The sequence below is a fragment of the Bradyrhizobium sp. UFLA05-89 genome (genome assembly GCF_059803475.1).
Window position 1 is genome coordinate 59,361 of sequence record NZ_JBANBA010000027.1, and the last position, 19,530, is coordinate 78,890.

20 protein-coding genes are annotated in these 19,530 nt (G+C 63.8%); 5 read left to right on the top strand and 15 right to left on the bottom strand.

The annotated features are described in order from the left end of the window. Positions 1-18 precede the first annotated feature (18 nt). From SO139_RS16645 to SO139_RS16680, 8 genes are all read right to left on the bottom strand, one after another. On the bottom strand, positions 19-216 hold the full coding sequence (locus SO139_RS16645; RefSeq protein WP_449377902.1) for a hypothetical protein: 198 nt from the start codon (positions 214-216) through the stop codon (positions 19-21). Positions 217-375: 159 nt separating this feature from the next. Then, positions 376-843: a GNAT family N-acetyltransferase gene (locus SO139_RS16650; RefSeq protein ID WP_449377901.1), complete on the bottom strand. Its 468-nt coding sequence runs from the start codon at positions 841-843 to the stop codon at positions 376-378. Between the two features lie 14 nt (positions 844-857). After that, a complete protein-coding gene (locus SO139_RS16655; RefSeq protein WP_449377900.1) occupies positions 858-1,448 on the bottom strand; it encodes a glutathione S-transferase family protein in 591 nt (196 codons plus the stop codon). Between the two features lie 72 nt (positions 1,449-1,520). Next, positions 1,521-2,396 (bottom strand): outer membrane protein, encoded by an 876-nt coding sequence (locus tag SO139_RS16660; protein ID WP_449377899.1) that lies wholly within the window; start codon positions 2,394-2,396, stop codon positions 1,521-1,523. Between the two features lie 166 nt (positions 2,397-2,562). After that, on the bottom strand, positions 2,563-3,390 hold the full coding sequence (locus SO139_RS16665; RefSeq protein WP_449377898.1) for an outer membrane protein: 828 nt from the start codon (positions 3,388-3,390) through the stop codon (positions 2,563-2,565). Positions 3,391-3,615: 225 nt separating this feature from the next. Beyond that, positions 3,616-4,869 (bottom strand): MFS transporter, encoded by a 1,254-nt coding sequence (locus SO139_RS16670; protein WP_449377897.1) that lies wholly within the window; start codon positions 4,867-4,869, stop codon positions 3,616-3,618. A gap of 266 nt (positions 4,870-5,135) precedes the next feature. Beyond that, entirely contained in the window at positions 5,136-6,479 is a 1,344-nt protein-coding gene (gene glmM, locus SO139_RS16675; protein WP_449377896.1) for a phosphoglucosamine mutase, read from the bottom strand. Positions 6,480-6,704: 225 nt separating this feature from the next. Further along, positions 6,705-6,872 carry a hypothetical protein gene (locus SO139_RS16680; RefSeq protein ID WP_449377895.1) on the bottom strand — a complete coding sequence of 56 codons (168 nt, stop codon included), beginning with the start codon at positions 6,870-6,872 and terminating at the stop codon, positions 6,705-6,707. A gap of 90 nt (positions 6,873-6,962) precedes the next feature. On the opposite strand from SO139_RS16680, the gene SO139_RS16685 reads away from it, so the two are divergent. Next, the gene (locus SO139_RS16685; RefSeq protein WP_449377894.1) at positions 6,963-8,099 is read left to right on the top strand and encodes an alpha-hydroxy acid oxidase; all 1,137 of its coding nucleotides are present in this window, start codon (positions 6,963-6,965) and stop codon (positions 8,097-8,099) included. A gap of 167 nt (positions 8,100-8,266) precedes the next feature. On the opposite strand, the gene SO139_RS16690 is transcribed toward SO139_RS16685, so the two are convergent. From SO139_RS16690 to SO139_RS16720, 7 genes are all read right to left on the bottom strand, one after another. Further along, entirely contained in the window at positions 8,267-9,811 is a 1,545-nt protein-coding gene (locus SO139_RS16690) for a L,D-transpeptidase (RefSeq protein ID WP_449377893.1), read from the bottom strand. A gap of 324 nt (positions 9,812-10,135) precedes the next feature. Beyond that, positions 10,136-10,795: a single stranded DNA-binding domain-containing protein gene (locus SO139_RS16695; protein WP_474798350.1), complete on the bottom strand. Its 660-nt coding sequence runs from the start codon at positions 10,793-10,795 to the stop codon at positions 10,136-10,138. 119 nt (positions 10,796-10,914) lie between these two features. Next, a complete protein-coding gene (locus tag SO139_RS16700) occupies positions 10,915-11,541 on the bottom strand; it encodes a hypothetical protein (RefSeq protein WP_449377891.1) in 627 nt (208 codons plus the stop codon). Between the two features lie 56 nt (positions 11,542-11,597). Next, positions 11,598-12,431, bottom strand: a complete 834-nt coding sequence (locus SO139_RS16705; RefSeq protein WP_449377890.1) for a shikimate dehydrogenase — start codon at positions 12,429-12,431, stop codon at positions 11,598-11,600. A gap of 213 nt (positions 12,432-12,644) precedes the next feature. After that, positions 12,645-14,693: an elongation factor G gene (locus SO139_RS16710; protein WP_449377889.1), complete on the bottom strand. Its 2,049-nt coding sequence runs from the start codon at positions 14,691-14,693 to the stop codon at positions 12,645-12,647. A gap of 241 nt (positions 14,694-14,934) precedes the next feature. Next, the gene (locus SO139_RS16715) at positions 14,935-15,414 is read right to left on the bottom strand and encodes a DUF992 domain-containing protein (RefSeq protein WP_449377888.1); all 480 of its coding nucleotides are present in this window, start codon (positions 15,412-15,414) and stop codon (positions 14,935-14,937) included. Between the two features lie 158 nt (positions 15,415-15,572). Continuing rightward, the gene (locus tag SO139_RS16720) at positions 15,573-16,775 is read right to left on the bottom strand and encodes a pyridoxal phosphate-dependent aminotransferase (protein ID WP_449377887.1); all 1,203 of its coding nucleotides are present in this window, start codon (positions 16,773-16,775) and stop codon (positions 15,573-15,575) included. 518 nt (positions 16,776-17,293) lie between these two features. Between SO139_RS16720 and SO139_RS16725 the strand changes: the two genes are divergently transcribed. The 4 genes from SO139_RS16725 to SO139_RS16740 all read left to right on the top strand — a co-directional run bounded on the left by SO139_RS16725 (position 17,294) and on the right by SO139_RS16740 (position 19,480). Beyond that, a complete protein-coding gene (locus SO139_RS16725; protein ID WP_449377886.1) occupies positions 17,294-17,944 on the top strand; it encodes a glutathione S-transferase family protein in 651 nt (216 codons plus the stop codon). A 145-nt stretch (positions 17,945-18,089) separates the two neighbouring features. Then, complete coding sequence (locus tag SO139_RS16730; RefSeq protein ID WP_449377885.1) at positions 18,090-18,266, top strand: hypothetical protein; 177 nt, start codon at positions 18,090-18,092, stop codon at positions 18,264-18,266. Positions 18,267-18,342: 76 nt separating this feature from the next. Next, complete coding sequence (locus tag SO139_RS16735) at positions 18,343-18,489, top strand: hypothetical protein (RefSeq protein WP_449377884.1); 147 nt, start codon at positions 18,343-18,345, stop codon at positions 18,487-18,489. A gap of 178 nt (positions 18,490-18,667) precedes the next feature. Then, entirely contained in the window at positions 18,668-19,480 is an 813-nt protein-coding gene (locus SO139_RS16740; RefSeq protein WP_449377883.1) for a PAS-domain containing protein, read from the top strand. The last annotated feature ends 50 nt before the right edge of the window (positions 19,481-19,530 follow it).

Consider the following 19,530-nt stretch of genomic DNA (forward strand, 5'->3'; position numbering starts at 1 on the left):
GGGAAACAGACAGAATCGTCAAGGAAGTTTAGGCGTCTCACGGTGGAGTGATGCCGTTTCCGTCGTCTTCTCAGGAGCTTCCACGGCATTCAGCAAGCCCGTCGCCTCGCTGATCAGCTGCGCCGCTCGGCGCCGGCTGGCGACTTTTAAAATGCATTTGTCGTCGGCCTGCACAACGTAGTCGTTGCCGACCTTGATCAATGAATAGCTTGTCATTGAAATCCCCGAACCGACCGAGCCCGGTGTCAAGACGCAACCTAGCACCGATCGTTCCCCGACGAACATGAACGAACGCCCGGTAGTTTATCAGCCCTTAACCGAAACGGATGTGCAGGCAGATTTTGCAGACGATGCAACGGCCGCGCGGAAGGTGCGTCAAAAACGGACAGTCATGCCGACGTGGCTCGCGGTGAATCCGAGCCGCTTATAGAAGCGTTGCGCATCGGCGCGGCTCTGATGCGTCAACAGCTCGACCAGGTTACATCCCTTCGCGCGCGCCTCCGCCACCGCCCATTGCACGAGCTGCTCGCCGATGCCGCGGCTGCGGCAGTCCGAGGCGACGCGCACGTCTTCCAGGAGGCCACGCGAACCGCCTTGCGAGCTCAGGCCCGGCAGGATGGCGAGCTGCAGGCAGCCGACCACCCTGCCCGTGCCGTCCACCGCGACCACGAGCCTCAGACCGGGATTTTTGTCGACCGCATCGAACGCCCTGAAATAGGACTCGGGCAGCGGCTCCTCCAGGCGCTCGCGTGCGCGGCCGAGATGATCGTCGGCGAGCATCGCGACAACAGCGGCAACGTCTTCGCGGCGAGCGCGGCGGATCGAGATGATATCGGCGGTCATGACGGGCTCCGAGCTCAGCGTGCCGGCGGAAGACCAAGACAGCTCTCGGTCTCCGCAATCCACCGCCGGATCGCAACATGGCGGCCGAGATCAAAACCGCCTTCATGGGCGAGACGGGTATAGGCCAGCAGCGATATGTCGGCGAGCGAGGTCGACTCGCCGACGAAACAGCGGCTGGTGACGAGATGCTGCTCCATGCGGTCAAGCGCCGCATAGCCGCGCTTGATCTTCTCCGGGTCGAGCTCGGAGACGTCCTTGCCGAGATAGACCATCTGGAAACGGCACACCGCGACATAGGGCTCGTGGCTGTACTGCTCCCAGAACAGCCATTCGTCCATCTTGGCTGCGGCAAAGGCATCGCGCGGAATGAGATCGCTTTCGCGGGCAAGATAGCGGATGATGGCATTGGACTGCGCCAGCGTGCGGCCGTCGTCGAACGCGACGGTCGGCACCTGGCCGGCACCGTTCATCTCCAGGAATTGCGGCGTGCGCGTTTCGCCCTTGCGCGTGTCGATCTCGACCCACTGATACGGCAGCTTGAGCCTGTCGCAGACCCACTTCACCTTCAGGCAATTGCCGGAGTTCGTGTCGCCGTAGATCTTCATCGCCGCTGCTCCAATTGCAGCGACAAAGCATCAGGGCAGAGCGGTCCTGTCAACCGGTGCTATGCGCTGCGCTCAGAACTTGTAGCCGGCGCCGAGACGGAAATTGTTCAGGTTGACGGAGATGTTCTTGGCCGGCGAGAACCCGACATGCTCCCATTCGCCGCGCAGGAACACGCAATCCCAGAGCATATACTCTAGTCCCAGACCAGCGGTCCAACCGTAGATGAAGGAGTTTGTGCGCTGCTCGGTTTGGGTCATCGAGCCCGTACCGATCTGCTGGTGGTAGTGTGTCGTGACACCGCCCGCCGTCACGTCATAGTCGTCCCATAGGACGTAGGAGACAGTCGCAAATCGCGAGACTTCGGCCCGTCCGATCGCGAGGCCGCCGAATGCATAAGGCATGAAGTCTCCGCCTGCCCATCCGACGCGGCCGCGCAGAGTCACGTAATCCTTAAGCTGCAAACTTGCGCCGCCTGCGAGCAACGTGTCGTAGGAATGCGTATGGCCCGTGGGCGGGCTTTCGCCGTCGGGATTGACGATCAACCGCTCCATCGAATCGCTTGCCGTCGAGGCCATGTTGTTCATGTAGCTATAGTTGGCCTCTAGACCCAATACTGCGTCGTAAAACTGCCAGTCCCGGCCGACAAAGGCGCCGAAGCCCGTCGACTGAACATGGTTCTTGGGCAACAGCGACCATCCCCCGACAGAATCCTGCAGCACGCTGTTGCGCAGCATGAAGTCCGTCATTGATTTCGGGGCGTGGCTGAAGTCCATTTCGGAGATGGCAAAGCCGAACTGGCCGCCGGCGTACCAACCGTCCCAGGTGTGCGTCGTCCTGCTCAAGCCATCGGTGAGCGTGCCGCGCAGGACAGGGAGATCCGGCATGTCGGCCGCGTGTGCGGCAGAGACCGACCCCAATATCGCCGCCACAAACCAAAGCCCACGCATCGCAACGCTCCATCGAACTCTTGTTGCGGATGATCATGGCCCGTTAACCTTAACCAATGGTTGCGTTGCGCGATTTCGACACGATCAGGCCATGAATTTTACGCAAAGCAAAACGGCGCGGGATCCTCCCGCGCCGTTAAGAAGTCTTAAGCGATCGGGTGGCCGATCAGCCCTTGGTGACCAGCGGTGGCGGCGCGTAGACCGGCGGGCTGTCGAGATTCCAGCGCACGCCGAGTTTCAGGTCGTGCGACGTGAGGTGCTTGAACGTCGTCGGATTGAAGACGTTGTTGGTGCCGTCGAATGTCTTGAGGTCGCCGGTCAGACCATCGCCCATGTCGAGGTAGCGATAGGCAAGCTCAACCGTGAAGGCCGGAGAAACCTTGTAGGCGAGACCGGCATGCGCCGCCCAGGCAAAGTTCCACTTCGCAACGTTATCACCAAATGCGAGACCGGGCACCGCACCGGCGCCGTTGTTTGCGATGCTCTGATCGGTAAAGCCGTTGATCGCAACCCGCGCCGTGCCGATGCCGGCACCGACGAACGGCGTGATGCACCACCAGGTACCGAGATCGACATAGGCGTTGGCCATAACCACCCATTCGTTCTTCGTCGCGTGATAGGTGTCGGTGCCGACGCCGCCGGGATAAGTGATGCGGTCGGTGCCGAAGAACTGCGAATTGCCCCGATATTCACCGGTCACGTCGGCACGGAACCAGTTGTTGAACCGGTAGCCGGCGCCTAGCCCGAAGATTCCTGCGTTGTTGAAGCTGAGGTTCTGCACCGACGAAGTCGTGGTGGCATCGAGCACATTGTTCAACCGGTCAACGCGCTGGTTGCTGAAGCCGATATCGCCGCGCAGATACCAGCCGCCGAAGTCTGCGGGCGGAGCCGGCGCGTACATGGGCGGCGCGGCAATCGGCATATCGGCGGCGAACGCCACCGACGAGATCAAGGTTGCCGCACCCGCGGCAAGGAGAGACTTAACGCTACGCATTGGCTTCGTCCTTTTGGCCGGTGAGGCAAACAAGGACGCCTCACTTTCTGAAACTCACGGGCGGACGATGGCACTAAATGCTTAAGCGCCACTTAACCCTAATTTTTAAGGTTGATTTTTTCTCACCGCACACGCGCGTGCGACCAGAGCGTTGCAAAACTGCGGCGCCTGCGCGCAGCAATTACTAACGATGTATGAAGGTGCCGCGGCCTGCGAGACGTCGAATTAACGCGCGTGCTGCGGCAGTTTTGGCAGGAACACAGCCAGCAGGCCGATCGCCGGCAGGTAGGCGCAGATCTGATAGACGAACTCGATCGAGGTGTGGTCGGCGAGCTTGCCGAGCACGGCCGCGCCAAGGCCACCGATTCCGAAGGCCACGCCGAAGAACACGCCCGAGATCATCCCGAAGCGGTGCGGCACCAGCTCCTGCGCGAACACGATGATCGAGGACGTCGTCGAGGAGATAATCAGCCCGATGAACACTGTGAGCACGGCGCTCGCGGAGAGCCCGGCATAGGGCAGCGCCAGCGTGAACGGCAGCGCGCCGACGATCGAGATCCAGATCACGATCTTGCGGCCGAAGCGATCCCCGAGCGGACCGCCGAGGAACGCGCCGACCGCGTTCGCTGCCAGGAAGATGAAGAGGTACATCTGCGCTGCCTGCGTCGACACGCCGAAGCGGTCGATCAGGTAGAAGATGTAGTAGCTCGACAGGCTCGAGACGTAGAGCTGCTTGGAGAACAGGAGCGCCACCAGCACCAGAAGCGCGACCGCGACGCGCCGCGAGCTCGGCGCGTCCGGATGCGCATGGATCGGCTTCTCCTTCTTCGTCGTGATCTGCGGCGCGTACCAGCGGCCGATGCGCCAGAGGATGAGAATCGCGAGAAACGCGATCGAGGAGAACCAGGCGATGCTGCCCTGCCCGAACGGCACCACGATCAGCGCCGCCAGCACCGGGCCCATCGACGTGCCGAAACTGCCGCCGAGTTGAAACACCGACTGCGCAAAGCCGTAGCGGCCGCCGGAGGCAAGCCGCGCGATGCGCGCCGACTCCGGGTGAAACACCGCCGAGCCGAGGCCAACCATCGCGGCCGCAACCAGGATGATGAGATACTGATGCGCGGCGCTGAGCAGCAACAGGCCGAAGAAGGTCGAGGCCATGCCGATCGAGAGCGAGTAAGGCTGCGCCTTCTTGTCGGTGTAATGCCCGACTACCGGCTGGAGCAGCGAGGCCGTGAACTGAAAGGCCAGCGTGATCATGCCGATCTGCGCGAAGTCGAGTGCGTAGGTGTCCTTCAGGATCGGATACACCGACGCGATCAACGACTGCATGGTGTCGTTGAGAAAATGCGAGAAGCTGATGCCGGCGAGCACGACATAGGCCGGCCCTGCGCTCGTGATCTTCGCGACGGGCGCGACATCGGTCACGACGACCGGCTCGGTCAACGTTTTATCAGAGACGACGACAGGCTTGTTCAATACAGCAACCCCTGCGCGGCAGATTGCCGCGATCTCACAGGTACGATGCTGACGGCGGCCGAACCACCGCCAATCGCCCATGGCTGGGATGCGTGGGTTTGACTCTGTCCGCGAGTCCGGAATCGTAGGGTGGGCAAGGGCGCACTTGCGCCGTGCCCACCATCTATCCTCGAATGAAATGAAGCGGTGGGCACGCTTCGCTTTGCCCACCCTACGATACTTACGCGCCACCTTCTCCTACAAGGGGAGGAGGAAGGGAGCTGCGCCTAAGCCGCAGCCTGTCCGAGCGCGGAGACGATCGTGTCGACGACTTCCTCGACCAGGATGCGGTCCTCGCCCTCGCCCATCACGCGGATCACGGGCTCGGTGCCCGAGGAGCGGATCAGCAGCCGGCCGTGGCCGTTGAGCCGCTTCTCGCCGTCGGAGATCGCCGACTTGACGTCGCTGTCGTCGAGCGGCTTGCCGCTCTTGTAGCGGACGTTCTTCAGTATCTGCGGCAGCGGATCGAAGCGATGGCAGACCTCGGAGACCGGACGCCGCAGTTTCTGCACCACCGCCAGCACCTGCAAGGCGGCAACGAAGCCGTCGCCGGTGGTGGCGTAGTCGGACAGGATGATGTGGCCGGATTGCTCGCCGCCAAGATTGTAGCCGCCGCTCAGCATTTGCTCGAGCACGTAGCGGTCGCCGACCGGCGTGCGCACGAGATCAAGCCCCTGCCCTTTCAGGAAACGTTCGAGCCCGAGATTGGACATCACGGTCGCGACGATGCCGGGCCGCGACAGCCTCCCGTCTTCCTTCCAGCTCTGGGCGATCACCGCGAGCAGTTGGTCGCCATCGACGATGTGGCCGCGCTCATCAACCAGGATGACGCGATCGGCGTCACCATCGAGCGCGATGCCGATGTCGGCGCGCATCTCGCGCACCTTCCTCGACAGCGCTTCCGGCGAGGTCGAGCCGCATTCCTTGTTGATGTTGAAGCCGTCGGGCTCGACGCCGATCGGCACGACGTCGGCGCCCAACTCCCACAGCGCTTCCGGCACCACCCTGTAGGCAGCGCCATTGGCGCAATCGACGACGACGCGCAGCCCGTCGAGCGACAGATCGCGCGGCAGCGTGCGCTTGGCGAATTCGATGTAGCGGTCATGGACGCCGTCGATGCGGCGGGCTCGGCCCAAGCTCGCACTTTGTGCAAGCTTCTTGTCGAGGGATTCGTCGAGCAACTGCTCGATCTGCCTCTCGACGTCGTCGGACAGCTTGAAGCCCTGCGGACCGAACAGCTTGATGCCGTTGTCCTCGAACAGATTGTGCGAGGCCGAGATCATGACGCCGAGATCAGCGCGCATCGACTTGGTCAGCATCGCGACCGCCGGCGTCGGCATCGGGCCGACCAGCAGCACGTCCATGCCGACGGAAGTGAAGCCCGCGACCATCGCATATTCGATCATGTAGCCGGACAGGCGCGTGTCCTTGCCGATCACGACCCGATGGCGATGGTCACCACGCTGAAATGCAAGGCCGGCGGCCTGGCCGACCTTGAGCGCGAGCTCCGGTGTGATCAGTCCGTTGGCGCGACCTCGAATCCCGTCGGTCCCGAAATATTTGCGGCTCATATGAGTCCCCCACGCGGCAACCAGGAATCCCCAATGCAACTAGCGGATGCCATGCACGGCTCCGCCATTCCTGATTTCGCTGGCGTTCTTATAATGCCATCACAGCTAAATTGGCTTCAAGAAATATAATGAATCGTTACGGAACCCGGCCCGCCGCCGGCCCAATAACCTGTTGTTAACGCTGAAACTCTTGCCCAAGAGGCCTTGCGAGGCTGGAACCCGTGCCTAAACGGAACGCTTTACGTGCTGGTCGCCGCGGGTCGGAGGGGGCTGAGTGACGTTGACGGGGTCGGAGGCAGGAAAAGTCTCCTCCAATCCTTCCTCGAGGGCCTCGTCGAGGCGATGCTTCTCATCGGCCTCGCTGGATTTCGGCGCGGATCGCGGTCTGGTCATGGCGGCCTCTTCGCAAACAATTTGGCTGAGCACCCATCCATGCTAGATGACCCCTAAATCCGTCGACGCAAGGACGGGCCGGGGAACGTCATGAAGCATATCACCTGCATTGAAGACCTACGTGCGCTGCACAAGCGGCGCGTGCCGAAAGCGTTCTTCGACTATTGCGACCGCGGCTCCTATGCCGAGGAAACGCTGCGCGCCAATCGCGACGATCTCCAGCAGATCAAGTTTCGCCAGCGCATCCTGGTCGACGTCTCCAAGCGCGACACCTCGACCATGATCCTCGGCGAGCCCTCGACGATGCCGCTCGTTCTCGCGCCGGTCGGGCTGCTCGGCATGCAGCACGGCGACGGCGAGATCCACGCCTGCCGCGCAGCGCAAGCCGCGGGCATTCCGTTCACGCAGTCGACGATGTCGATCTGCTCGATCGAGGACATCGCCGCCAATGTCGAGAAGCCGTTCTGGTTCCAGCTCTACGTGATGAAGGATCGCGGCTTCATCAAGGACCTGATCCAGCGCGCGATTGCCGCCAAGTGCAGCGCGCTGGTGCTTACCGTCGATCTCCAGGTGATCGGGCAGCGCCATGCCGACATCAAGAACGGCATGACGGTGCCGCCGGAGTGGTCGCTGTCGAAACTCGTCGATTTCGCGACCAAGCCGACCTGGGTCTCGGGCGTGCTGCGCGGCAAGCGCCGCACCTTCGGCAACATCGCAGGCCACGTGAAGAACACCGAGGATCTCAATCGCCTCGCAGAATGGACCGCCTCGCAGTTCGACACATCGCTGAGCTGGAAGGACGTCGAGTGGGTCCGCAGCATCTGGCCGGGCAAGCTCATCATCAAAGGCATCCTCGACGTCGAGGATGCCGAGGAGGCCGCAAAGACCGGCGCGCAAGCCCTGGTCGTCTCCAACCATGGCGGCCGGCAGCTCGACGGCGCGCCGTCGTCGATCGAGGTGCTGCCTGAGATCGCGGATGCGGTCGGCGACAAGATGGAGATCATGTTCGACGGCGGCATCCGCTCCGGCCAGGACGTCATGCGCGCGCTCGCGCTCGGTGCAAAATCCTGCATGATCGGTCGCGCTTATGCGTATGGGCTGGGCGCCGGCGGCCAGGCCGGCGTCGCCAAGGCGATCGACATCATTCAGAAGGAGCTGCTGACGACCATGGGCCTGTGCGGCGTCAACAGGGTGGACGAGATCGACGACCACATCATCGCGGTCTAGTCCTACTGCGTCACAAGCACTCTTTTCCTCATCCTGAGGAGCGCGGAACGCGCGTCTCGAAGGATGGCCGCGGGTAAGATCTCGGCCTTCATGGTTCGAGACGCGCTCCGCGCTCCTCACCATGAGGGTCTTGCGAAGGACGACCCGCGCGCGACGTAGCGCGCGTCTTACCACCAGCCCTGTTGCGGCTGCCAGTATTGGCCGCCGCCGCGCCGGCGCGGATTGACGGGTTGCAGGTTCGGGTCACGCGGCTGGAAGAAGAAACCGAAGCCGCCGTTGTTGTCCCAACCGTCGTCGCTCGCAACGGCCATGGGGGCCGTCGGCTTGCGCGTAATAAACCCGCCCTGGGGCTGGTTGTTCAGCACCGCGACGAACTCGGTGCGATAGTTGGTCTCGCTGCTCAGAGGCTCGTCAGAGATGATGATCGAGGACCGCGGCACAGCGGTCGGCGCGATACGGTCAAGCACATCCTGCGGAATGGTGATGCGGTCGAGCGCGTCCTTGGCGTCGTCGCCGCTGTCGATCGTGACCACACTCCAGCGCAGGCCCGAATCGCTCTTCGCCATCGCCGTGAAAATGTGAGTGCCGAGCGGCCTGTCGGGATTGCGGATCGCAACGGGAACCTCGATGCTCGTATCAAAGACCTCGCCGCCGCCGTCCGGCGCCGGCTTATGCGTATTGCGCCGCACGTAGAGCTTCTGCGTCGATCGGCTGATGTAGACCGAGACCGGTTCGAGCGCGAGTTTCGCCTCGGTCGCCGCCTTGACGGCGTCGGCCTTCCTGGTCGCCGCCGCCTTGGCGGCGTCTTTGGCGGCAGCGGCGGCGTCGCGCTTCGGCTGCGCGTTCGCTTTGGCGCTGTCGAGCTGCGTCGCCGCGTCGGCAGCCTTGGTGGCAGCTTTTTGCTTCAGCTCCTCGGCCCGGGCCCTCGCCTGATCGGTCTTTGCGGCGGCGAGGACCTTGTCGGCGTATGCGAGCTCGGCATCAGCGCTCTTCTTGAGCCGTTCCAGATTGCGCAGCAATGCCGGGAGCGATGCGGCCTCGCGTGCCGTCGTCGTGGCGACTTTCTTCGTCTCGTCGGCGGCCCCGGTGGCCTCCTCCGCCTCGCGGGAAAGCGTATCAGCCCGCGCCGGGGCCGCGGCAATGGCCTCCTTCTTAGGCACGAACAGCGTCGGATGAGAGAAATCGACTGGTGCGGCGTCGTTCGGCGAGATGATCACCCGCATCCCGATGTTCGTCTTGTCGAACAGATTCTCCGCAAAGCCATAGGGCATCCGCACGCAGCCGTGTGAGGCCGCATAGCCGGGCAGCGGCCCGCCATGCAGCGCGATGCCGTTCCAGGTGATGCGCTGCATGTTCGGCATCCAGGCATCGTCATACATGGTCGAGTGGTGATCCTTGTCCTTCTCGATGACGGCGAAGACACCCGCCGGCGTCTCGCGTCCCGTGGTGCCGGTCGACACCGGTGCGCGCAGGATCCAGCCGTCGGCGTCGTAGAAGGTGACTTGCTGGCTCTTGATCGACACGATCGCCATGATCGGCTCGCCCGCCGCGCGCGGCGCAACCGCTTCGGCTGCGGGGCGCGCCTGCTTCGCCGCTGCGGCGTCGGTGGCCAGCGCCGTCAGCACGGCCATCGCCGCGATCGTCACAAGGCCGGCAGGCCGCCAACGCCGCATCGCCCGAGTGGATTGCGCCGTCGTCAATCGATTTGCCATGCCGTACCCCGGTTGAATAGTCGCATGCGCTCAGCATCGACTTAAGGTCAGATTGCGATCTTTGGATTAAATAACCATCGCCATCGCAATTGGCTCCCGAGGATTATCGGCAGGTTCGATGGCAAATCTCTGATATACGACGGCCCGCGCGGGAGGAAGGGTGGCTTTCGACCAAAATGGACCGGGCTCAACAGGCTACCGGCGCACCCGCAGCCTGCTGGGGTCGACCGGTCGACCGGGCTCGGATCGGTCTAACGCTTTGATGGCTCCCTGAAACCCAGGTCCGGACGACGAGCCGTGTCGCCCCGGAAGTGACGCCGGCCGTCACATCGGGGGCGTCACTCCGTCGCGGCCGACATTGACGCGATTGGCTTCGAGCGAGCCGTCCTCCTTCTTGGCCGCGCCGAAGATGATGAGCTTGGCGCCCGGCTTCACCTCGGACTTGTCGCTGGCGACGAAGGTGACGATCGGCGTGTCCGGCGGCACCACGATCTTCTTCTCGCCGTCCTTGTATTTGAGCAGGATATTCTGGCCGTCGGTGCCCTTGACCGTCTCGGCCACGGTCGCATTCGTCATGGTCGAGTTGGCGCGTGCATCCCACGGTCTAAAACCTTCGGCCGCGCCGCGCTGGTTCTCCGGGAAGATGTGCACGGCAATCGCCCGCTGCGACCCGTCGGGCTCGGGCATGCCGGTGACGCCGATATAAGAGCCCTCCTTGATCTCCGACAGCGCGGTCTTCACGACCGCGAACACGGCGACGTTGTCGGTCATGCGCACCTTCACGTCACTGCCTTCGCGGGTCTTGATGCCGAGCATGTTGCCATCGACGGCCTCGATGGTCCCGCGGATACGCACCGTCGGCGCCTGCTGCGCCGATGCGATCGAAGTCAGAATGGCAGACGACAGAATGGTAGAAGACAGAATGGCAATGGTAGCGAGCGAGGCCACGCGCCTGCATGGCCTCCGGGTGATCAGTTCCTGCATGGCCTGTCTCTCCAGGGCGGTTGCGCCGGTCAATCATCGCAACCCCGGACCTGGATGCCTATTCCGCTTTCCTGCGCTTTGTTCCGATCACAAAAACCGACCCGCGCACGGGGAGCGCCTCACATCGGCGGCGTCAGGCCGTCGCGGCCGACGCTGACCCGGCTGGCCTCGAACGATCCGTCCGGCAGCTGCTTGACGAAGGCGATGATCTTGGCGCCAGCCTTGAGGTCCGATTTCTCGCCGGGCACGTAGGTGACCACAGGCGTATCGGCGGAGACGAACACCTTCTTCTCGCCGTCCTTGTACTTGACCAGCAGTGTGTGGCCGTCATTGCCGACCACGCTTTCGGCCACCGTCGCATTGGTCATGCTGGAGTTCGGCTTCAGGTCCCAGGGGCGCGAGCCCTCGCCGGTGCCGCGCATGCTTTCCGGAAAGACATGGACCTCGACGGCGTTCTGGCCACCATCCTGTCCCGGCACCGTGGTCGCTCCGATGAAGGAGCCGACCTTGATATCGGAAAGGGCGATCCTGGTGATCCCCGCGACCCGCAGGTCGGATGCGACACGAAGCTTGACGTCCTCGCCGCTGCGCGACTTGACGGCAAGCACGTCGCCGTCGACTTTTTCGATCGTTCCACGCACCCGCGTCGGCACCGGCGCCTGCTGCGCGACGGCATAGAGCGTGGACAGGCCCACCATCGCGACAGCGACGAGCGGACGTGTGAAAGTTGCACGTTGAACAGGCATGAAAAGTCTCCGATTGTCCCACTAGGACAGGACCCCGGCGGCCGCGTCCTATTCTCTCAAGATTTTGTGAGATCGGCTTCGACCAGCGCGCGCAGCTCCGCCGTCACCTGCGGCCGCTTGCCGAACCACAGCTCGAAGCCGCGCACCGCCTGGTGCAAGAGCATGCCGAGCCCGTCGGCGGTCTTCAGCCCGCGCGCCTGCGCGGTTGCAAGCAGTGGCGTGATCAGCGGAACATAAACGAGGTCGGCAACGACCGCCTGTTGCGGCAGGCGCGCGATCTCGAGTTCGAGCGCCGGCTGGCCGCGCATGCCGAGGGAGGTCGTGTTGACGAGCAGCCTTGCCCGCGGCAGCACGTCACCGATCGCGTCCCAGGCCAGGGGCTGCACGCGCGAACCGAACGCCGTCGCAAGCGCCTCGGCCCGCGCAATGGTGCGGTTGGCCAGATGGACGCGGCTGACGCCACGTTCGAGCAGGCCGAACACGACCGCGCGCGATGAGCCGCCGGCACCCAGCACCAGCGCCTCCTCGGCCGCATCCCAACCCGGTGCGCTGGCGTCGAGATTGTTGATGAAGCCTTCGACGTCCGTGTTGGTCGAATGCAGCTCGCTTCCCGCGAGCCACAGCGTGTTGGCAGCACCGACCGCCTTGGCGCGCGCATCCGGTATCGAGAGCGCGAGCACGTCTTCCTTGTGCGGGATCGTAACGTTGGCACCGACGAAACCGTGCAACGACAGCCGGAGCACGAAGTCGCGCAAGTCGTCCGGCGGCACCGCCTCGATCACATAGCCGCCCTCGATGCCGAGCGTACGCAGCCAGTAGCGGTGGATCAGCGGTGAGCGCGAATGCGCCGCCGGCCATCCGATCAGACAGGCTACGGGCGTCTTAGACACGGTTTTCCTCGATGGCGCAGGTTCGCAACGATCCCTCCCGGGAATTTCTCGGCGATCCATTTCGCGTCCGGCCCGCGCTGTCAAGCACGCGAGCGTCGCCCGCGGGCGGCCAGCGGCAAACCTGCGCCCAGCAAGGGTCACTAACTCCAATAATTTACAAAGAGGAACGCTGACGGCCGGCCCGGGGGCCGGCCGTCAAACGCAATGCCACCGTCACGCCGCGTCGCGATGCGCGGCGATGATCTGATCGGCGGCGCGCCCCGTCACCTCGGCCATGTGATCGAACTGGCGGGTGAAGCTGCCGGAGCCGGCGGTCGCCGAACGCAACTCGACGATCAGCTCGCCGATCTCGGCCTCCGGCATCATGGCACGCACGCAGTCCCAGCCGCTCCAGCCGTCGCGGGTGTCGAAGCCGAGGATCTGGCCGCGGCGCGCCGACAGGATCGCGTTGATCTTGGCGGTGGCATCCGTCGGACAGACGATCTCGACGACATGGATCGGCTCCAGGAGCACCGGCTGGCATTGCGGCAGGCCTTCGTTGAGCCCGACCCGCGCCGCCGTGCGAAACGCGAGATCGGAGGAGTCGACGCTGTGAAAGGAGCCATCGGTCAGCGTCACCGCGACGTCGGTGACGGGGAAGCCGAGCGGGCCGCGCGTCAAGCCGTCGACGACGCCTTCCTCCACCGCCGGGATGTAGTTGCGAGGCACCGCACCGCCGACCACCTTCTCGGCGAACTTGAACCCTTCTCCACGCGCGAGCGGCTTGATGTCGAGCACGACGTCGCCGAACTGGCCGTGGCCACCGGACTGCTTCTTGTGCCGGCCGCGCTGGACGATCGGCTTGCGGATTGTCTCCTGGTACCCGATCGCCGGCGGATGAGACTTGACGTTGACGCCGAAACGGTCACGCAGCCGCTCGCTGGCGACGCGCAAGTGCATCTCGCCCTGCCCCCACAGCACGGTGTCATGGGTTTGGGCGTTCTGCACGACCATCAGCGAGGGATCTTCCTCGTGCAGCCGCGCAAGCGCCTGGCCAAGCTTGACGTCATCCTTGCGGTCGGTAGCCGCGACCGAGATCGCAAGCACAGGCGGCGTCGGCTCGACCGCGATCAGCTGAGACGGTTGGGTCTTGCCGGTCGAGACCGTGTCGCCGGTCTTGATCGCATCAAGCTTGCCAAGAGCGATCGTGTCGCCGACCTCCGCCGACGGGCGCTTGGTATCATAGGCGCCGTTGACGGCGAGAATGCCGGAGATGCGTCCCGCGCCACCCGAGGCGGATTGCAGCGTGGCGCCGTCGTCGAGATGGCCGGCAAGCAACCGCGTCAGCGACAGCTTTCCGCCATGCTGCGAATGCAGTGTCTTGAAGACATAGCCGAGCGCATCCTTGGTATCGGGCGCGCCAAGCCGCTTGGCGGTCTCGGCAATGCCGGGCGCCTCATGGCGCAGCGCCTTCATCAGGCGCAGCACGCCGTTCTCGCGCGCCGCCGCGCCCAGCAGCACCGGACAGATCAGGCCTTCGCGGAGTTCGCGCGAGAGATCGTCGAACACGGCATCACGCGGCGGCTGGATGTCTTCGAGCAGTTGCTCCATCAGTGCATCGTCGTGATCAGCGAGCTTCTCCAGCATCGAGAAGCGGGCTTCCTTCTCGCGGTCGAGATTGCCGCCTTCGAGCGCGATGACCTCGGAGGCCTTGTGCTCGCGATAGACGAAGGCGCGCTCGAGCGCGAGATCGACGAAGCCCTCGATCAGCTCGCCACTCCAGATCGGAATCTGGCGCAGCACCAGCGGCACGCGGGAGGCCGGTTGCAACGTCTCGAGCGTCTCGCGAATGCGCTTATTGGCGCGATCGATCTTGTTGAGGAACAAAAAGCGCGGGATCTTCATCTCCTCCAGCTCGCGCAGGATGATCTGAAGCTGCGGCAGCTTCTTCTCGTCCGCCTCGCACACAACGACCGCTGCGTCGACCGCGGGCAGCGCCGCGCGCATGTCGTGAGCGAACTCAACGGAACCCGGACAATCGAGGAAGGTGTAGCTGTCGCCCATGAAACTCGTGGTGGCAGCCGTCAGGCCCACGGTCATCTTGTGATGGCGGGCCTCTGCCGTGGCGTCGCCCACCGAAGTACCGGCATCGACGCTACCGGCACGCGGGATTGCGCCCGTTCGTGCCAAAATCGCTTCGAGAAGAGTGGTTTTACCGCTTTGGAAAGGGCCCACCAGTGCAATGCACCGTGGACCTCGGGGACTTCTGACGTCTTGTCCCATTCGCCGCCTCCTTCATGTGGAGCTCGGCCCGTGATTGGGTCGGCAAAGGTCAATGCTCTGCCGGTCCCTCCATTTTGGCAAGCGCGAAACGTCGCTGCGGTGCGTCGTCCGTTAGATCAAGTCTCAGCGATTGATGAGATCAGGTCCGGCACGGCGCCTCGGAACGTCGCACCTCTCCCAAGCAGGGAGAGGTGTACGGAGCTCCTCGGCTGGCGTGGACTCAACTACAATTGACCGCGAGTTAGCGACCCGGGCGGAGTTCCAGGCTTTCGAGGCCCGCGGCGACGTTGAGTCCGACCTGGCCCTGCACGCTGAGCGGCTGGAGCGCGATCGAATTATTGGAGCCGCCGACCAGCACGTTGCCCCCTAAGCCGACGCCGACCGACGCACTGCCTTGCGCGCCGGCATAGTTGCCCGAGAGGTCGCCAGGCCCGAGACGGTCGACGGGCGCGAACACGCCCCACGCCAGCGCCGTCTCCTGGGTGATGCCGAGATCGAGACCGACTTTGCGAATGGTCGCGACGTAGCGATCCTCCGGCAAGCCCTCGGCCCGCAGCACGCAGCCAAGGTTGGTCACTGATCCAACCACGAAGCCGATGCTGGCGCCGCCGCGGCATTCGAGCACGCCGACCTGCACCATCCGCTGCTGCGCGCTCGCACCCGCGACGGACGCAACGAGGCCAGACGCGGCAAGCCCGGCGAGGAGGAGTGAACGGCGCATGGAAAGTCTCCGGCTGTGATGTGATGCGAGCAGAGAGTGCGCCGCACACGCGGCGCGCGATGCTCTATGCCACAATAATCTTGGTGGTTCCAGATCGCCTGCGGTTCAAAAAAAAGGCCCGCCTGAAAGCGGGCCTTTTGTTTCATTCATTCGGCGGCTCAACGCAGGTTGCCGCAGAAGCGCTGGATGCGTTTGCAGGCGTCTTCGAGATCGGAGGTCTTGGTCGCGTATGAGATGCGGAAGGCCGGACCGAGGCCGAAGGCCGAGCCCTGCACGACCGCGACGCCTTCGCTCTCGAGGAGCTCAGTGACGAACACCTCGTCGTTTCCGATCACCTTGCCCGACGGCGCGGTCTTGCCGATCGTGCCCGCGCAGGACGGATAGACGTAGAACGCACCCTCGGGGCGCGGGCACTCGATGCCGTTCGCCTGGTTGAGCATGGAGACGACGAGATCGCGGCGCTCCTTGAACACCTTGTTGTTCGCGGGGATGAAATCCTGCGGACCGTTCAACGCTTCCACCGAGGCCCACTGCGCGATCGAGCAGGGATTCGAGGTCGATTGCGACTGGATGGTCGACATCGCCTTGATGAGCTGCGCCGGACCCCCGGCATAGCCGATGCGCCAGCCGGTCATGCAATAGGCCTTGGACACGCCGTTCACGGTGAGCGTGCGGTCGTAGAGGCTCGGCTCGACCTGCGCGACGGTGGTGAACTGGAAGTCGTCATAGACGAGGTGCTCGTACATGTCGTCGGTCATCACCCAGACATGGGGATGCCTGACCAGCACTTCGGTGAGCGCCTTCAGCTCGGCCTTGGTGTAGGCCGCGCCGGTCGGGTTCGACGGCGAGCAGAGGATGACCCATTTGGTCTTCGGCGTGATCGCGCGCTCGAGCGCTTCGGCATGGAGCTTGAAGCCGGTCGCGGCGGTGCAGACCACCGGCACGGGCTCGCCGCCAGCGAGCGCGACCATCTCAGGATAGCTGACCCAATAGGGCGCCGGGATGATCACCTCGTCACCCGGATTGATGGTCGCCATCAGCGCGTTGTAGAGCACCTGCTTGCCACCAGTGCCGACGATCACCTGGTTCGGCTTGTAGCTGAGGCCGTTCTCGCGCTGAAACTTTGCGATGATCGCTTCCTTCAGCTCGGGGATGCCGTCGACCGCGGTGTACTTGGTCTTGCCGGCTTCGATGGCACGGATCGCGGCCAACTTGATGTTGGCGGGCGTGTCGAAGTCGGGCTCGCCCGCGCCGAGGCCGATGACGTTGCGGCCCGCCGCTTTCAGCGCGCGTGCTTTATCCGTGACCGCGATGGTCGCGGACGGCTTCACACGGTCGAGCGCAGCGGCAAGGAAGGACATCATCATCTCCTGGCAAGCGTCGTGAGCCCTTGGGTGTCACGACTCTGATTGTGGGAATGATGCACCCTAGGACGGGTGCCGCTGCACCGCAAGAAACTTCGGCCCGGTCAGGGCAAAAGTTTACGGATCGGCACCAACGAGGCCCGGATTTGCGCAATATTCCTAAACTTTGCCGCCGAAATGGCTCATATCCGGCAAGCATTGTCCTCCGAGCAATTTCGTTCCTTATCGAAGCTGCGAGCCGCCATTTCTGACGCGGGCATGCAACCTAACGATGCAAACTGATCGCGCGGATGATACCGCAACCATTCCAGGCGCGAGATGAGCACAACCTGACGCAAGCGTGATGCGAATTGTTCTGTCGTGTTGAAATGATTTTTTGCAGCGTTGCAGTGCAGTAGCGATTTCAAGTTTTTCTAGCGCGCGGCCCTTGCGGCGGATTCGCAACGGCATCATTGTTTAGCCGCGTTGCAGGGCAACAAGCGGCGCCTTCCCGTCACCGGATCAGAACCTCTCGAATGTACAAGCTCTATTCGATGCAACGCTCCGGCAACAGCTACAAGGTCCGCCTTGCGCTGGCGCTGTTGAACGTACCCTACCAGGCAATCGAGATCGACATTCTGCGCGGCGAGAGCCGCACGCCGGATTTTCTTGCGAAGAATCCTTCCGGACAAGTGCCGTTGCTCGAGGTCGGCGACGACCGCTACCTCGCTGAGTCCAATGCCATCCTCTGGTACGTGGCCGGCGGCACGCCGCTCGCGCCCGAGCAACGCATCGACCGCGCCGAGGCATTGCAATGGATGTTCTTCGAGCAGCACGCGCTCGAGCCCAATATCGGTGCCGCCTATTTCTGGTTATCTCTGGTCAAGGGCGGCCGCGATCTCCAGACCCACGCGCTGGAGGACTGGATGGAGCGTGGCTATGGCGCGCTCCAGGTGATGGAAAACCACCTCAAGACCGCCGAGTATTTTGCCGCGCGCCAGCTCACCGTCGCCGACATCGCACTCTACGGCTACACCCATCTTGCCGACCGCTGCGACTTCGACCTCTCGACCTTCCCGGCGGTCCGGGCTTGGCTGAAGCGGGTCGAGCAGGCGCCCGGCTTCGTGTCGATGGACTGGCGGCCGGCCGATATCGACGATCCAGCGAGCATCGCCGCAAGCGCCTGAGCGGGTCCAGGATACCGGGCACAACGTTAACCTTTGCCGCGATTTCGCCATGTTCGGCGCGACCGCCGCCCCAATATTGCCTGTTGAAATTGTGACATTGGTTTGCGTCGCGAGTGATTCGCTCGCACGCTGAAGGATTTAGACCATGACTCGGACGTCCGGCGTGGTGGGCTTTCAGGGCCGACCTGCCCCCGTCGTCTCTTCCCGGCTGACAGGTGCCGTCGCGGCTTCGCTCGCGATCGCGGCGCTGTCGCTGTGCCTGATCGTCGCCCTGACGGTACTGACGACCCGGGCGACCATGGCGATGGGGCTTGCCGGCTGACCCGCGGCTCATCCTCGACTACCACGGGGCGCCGTCATCGCGAACGCGCCCTCACCGGCATCGCAGCAGGCCATCGATGAAGTCACCGGTGATCATCGTTGCAGCGACCCTCACCGCGGCCATCCTGGTCGCGGCATCGCTGTTGATTTTCGCCGGCACGCGCAAGAGCACGGGCACATCGACGCTGAACCTCCCGGCCGTGCACAGCCATGTGACGGCGTAAGGGACACACGCTGATGTTGAGCATTCGCTCGAACGCACGGCGACTTGGCTTAAAATCTGCGGAAAGCTCTGCGCGCCGGCGCAGTCACGCCTTAAGCATCTCACGCGAAACCGCACCGCGACGGCGCAACGATCGGCCACTCTCCGCGCGTTAGCTCGTCAGGGAGCAAGATAGGGCCATGGGCCTCGGATGGCGTGCGATATCCGGTCCGACGCTGACGGCAGCGACCACGCTGCTGGCGTTGCTGCTCGATCGCTATCTTCCCATCCCCTCACCCGCACCGCTGTTCGTCTGCATCGTCGCCTTTGCCGGCTCGCTGTCCGGCTTCGCCTCCGCAATGGCCAGTGCAGCCGTCGCGGTGATCGGCACGGCGCTGTTCTTCCTCTACAACAAGACCGTTCCCGGCTACGCCGCGACCGACCTCGTCCGGCTCGGCCTGCTGGCGATCACAGCGGCCGCCACCGCAGGGATTACCGGGCTGATGCGCGAGCGCCTGCTCGACGCCTTTGCGCTGGAGCGCCGGCATTACGCCACGGCAGAGCGCCTGTCGGCGGCGCTCGATCAGGTCGACATCGGCATTGTTTTGCTCGATGCAGAAACCCGCGCCGAGTTCATCAACCGCGCCTTCCGCGACTACTTCTCGCTGCCCGACGAAAAGGCAGAGAGCCGGCCGCCTTTCATCGCGCTGATGTATCACGGCCGCGACACTGGCGCCTTCGAGCTGCCCGAGGATGAGTTGAGCGCCTTCATCGCCGTGCGGATGGAGATGGTCAGGATGGGCGACGCCACGCCGATCAACATCAAGCTCAGCAATGGCGAGGTGCTGCGCTTCGTCTGCGCCGCGCTGCCCGACGGCGGACGCATGCTGAGCTACACGCCGGTGACCGACCTCGTCCGCCACGGCGATGCGCCCTCGCGCGCCGATTACTATCGCTCGCTGCGCGATCCCACCGGCCGCAACCTGATCCGCTATTTGCGCGTCGCCGAATAGCGCAAGAGCATGATCCGGAAAAGTGTGAAGCGGTTTTCCGAAGAGATCAT

Coding starts and splice junctions, on each gene's coding strand:
- SO139_RS16645 (WP_449377902.1), bottom strand. CDS start 216: ATGACAAGCTATTCATTGATCAAGGTCGGCAACGACTACGTTGTGCAG.
- SO139_RS16650 (WP_449377901.1), bottom strand. CDS start 843: ATGACCGCCGATATCATCTCGATCCGCCGCGCTCGCCGCGAAGACGTT.
- SO139_RS16655 (WP_449377900.1), bottom strand. CDS start 1,448: ATGAAGATCTACGGCGACACGAACTCCGGCAATTGCCTGAAGGTGAAG.
- SO139_RS16660 (WP_449377899.1), bottom strand. CDS start 2,396: ATGCGTGGGCTTTGGTTTGTGGCGGCGATATTGGGGTCGGTCTCTGCC.
- SO139_RS16665 (WP_449377898.1), bottom strand. CDS start 3,390: ATGCGTAGCGTTAAGTCTCTCCTTGCCGCGGGTGCGGCAACCTTGATC.
- glmM (WP_449377896.1), bottom strand. CDS start 6,479: ATGAGCCGCAAATATTTCGGGACCGACGGGATTCGAGGTCGCGCCAAC.
- SO139_RS16680 (WP_449377895.1), bottom strand. CDS start 6,872: ATGACCAGACCGCGATCCGCGCCGAAATCCAGCGAGGCCGATGAGAAG.
- SO139_RS16685 (WP_449377894.1), top strand. CDS start 6,963: ATGAAGCATATCACCTGCATTGAAGACCTACGTGCGCTGCACAAGCGG.
- SO139_RS16690 (WP_449377893.1), bottom strand. CDS start 9,811: ATGGCAAATCGATTGACGACGGCGCAATCCACTCGGGCGATGCGGCGT.
- SO139_RS16695 (WP_474798350.1), bottom strand. CDS start 10,795: ATGCAGGAACTGATCACCCGGAGGCCATGCAGGCGCGTGGCCTCGCTC.
- SO139_RS16700 (WP_449377891.1), bottom strand. CDS start 11,541: ATGCCTGTTCAACGTGCAACTTTCACACGTCCGCTCGTCGCTGTCGCG.
- SO139_RS16710 (WP_449377889.1), bottom strand. CDS start 14,693: ATGGGACAAGACGTCAGAAGTCCCCGAGGTCCACGGTGCATTGCACTG.
- SO139_RS16715 (WP_449377888.1), bottom strand. CDS start 15,414: ATGCGCCGTTCACTCCTCCTCGCCGGGCTTGCCGCGTCTGGCCTCGTT.
- SO139_RS16720 (WP_449377887.1), bottom strand. CDS start 16,775: ATGTCCTTCCTTGCCGCTGCGCTCGACCGTGTGAAGCCGTCCGCGACC.
- SO139_RS16725 (WP_449377886.1), top strand. CDS start 17,294: ATGTACAAGCTCTATTCGATGCAACGCTCCGGCAACAGCTACAAGGTC.
- SO139_RS16730 (WP_449377885.1), top strand. CDS start 18,090: ATGACTCGGACGTCCGGCGTGGTGGGCTTTCAGGGCCGACCTGCCCCC.
- SO139_RS16735 (WP_449377884.1), top strand. CDS start 18,343: ATGAAGTCACCGGTGATCATCGTTGCAGCGACCCTCACCGCGGCCATC.
- SO139_RS16740 (WP_449377883.1), top strand. CDS start 18,668: ATGGGCCTCGGATGGCGTGCGATATCCGGTCCGACGCTGACGGCAGCG.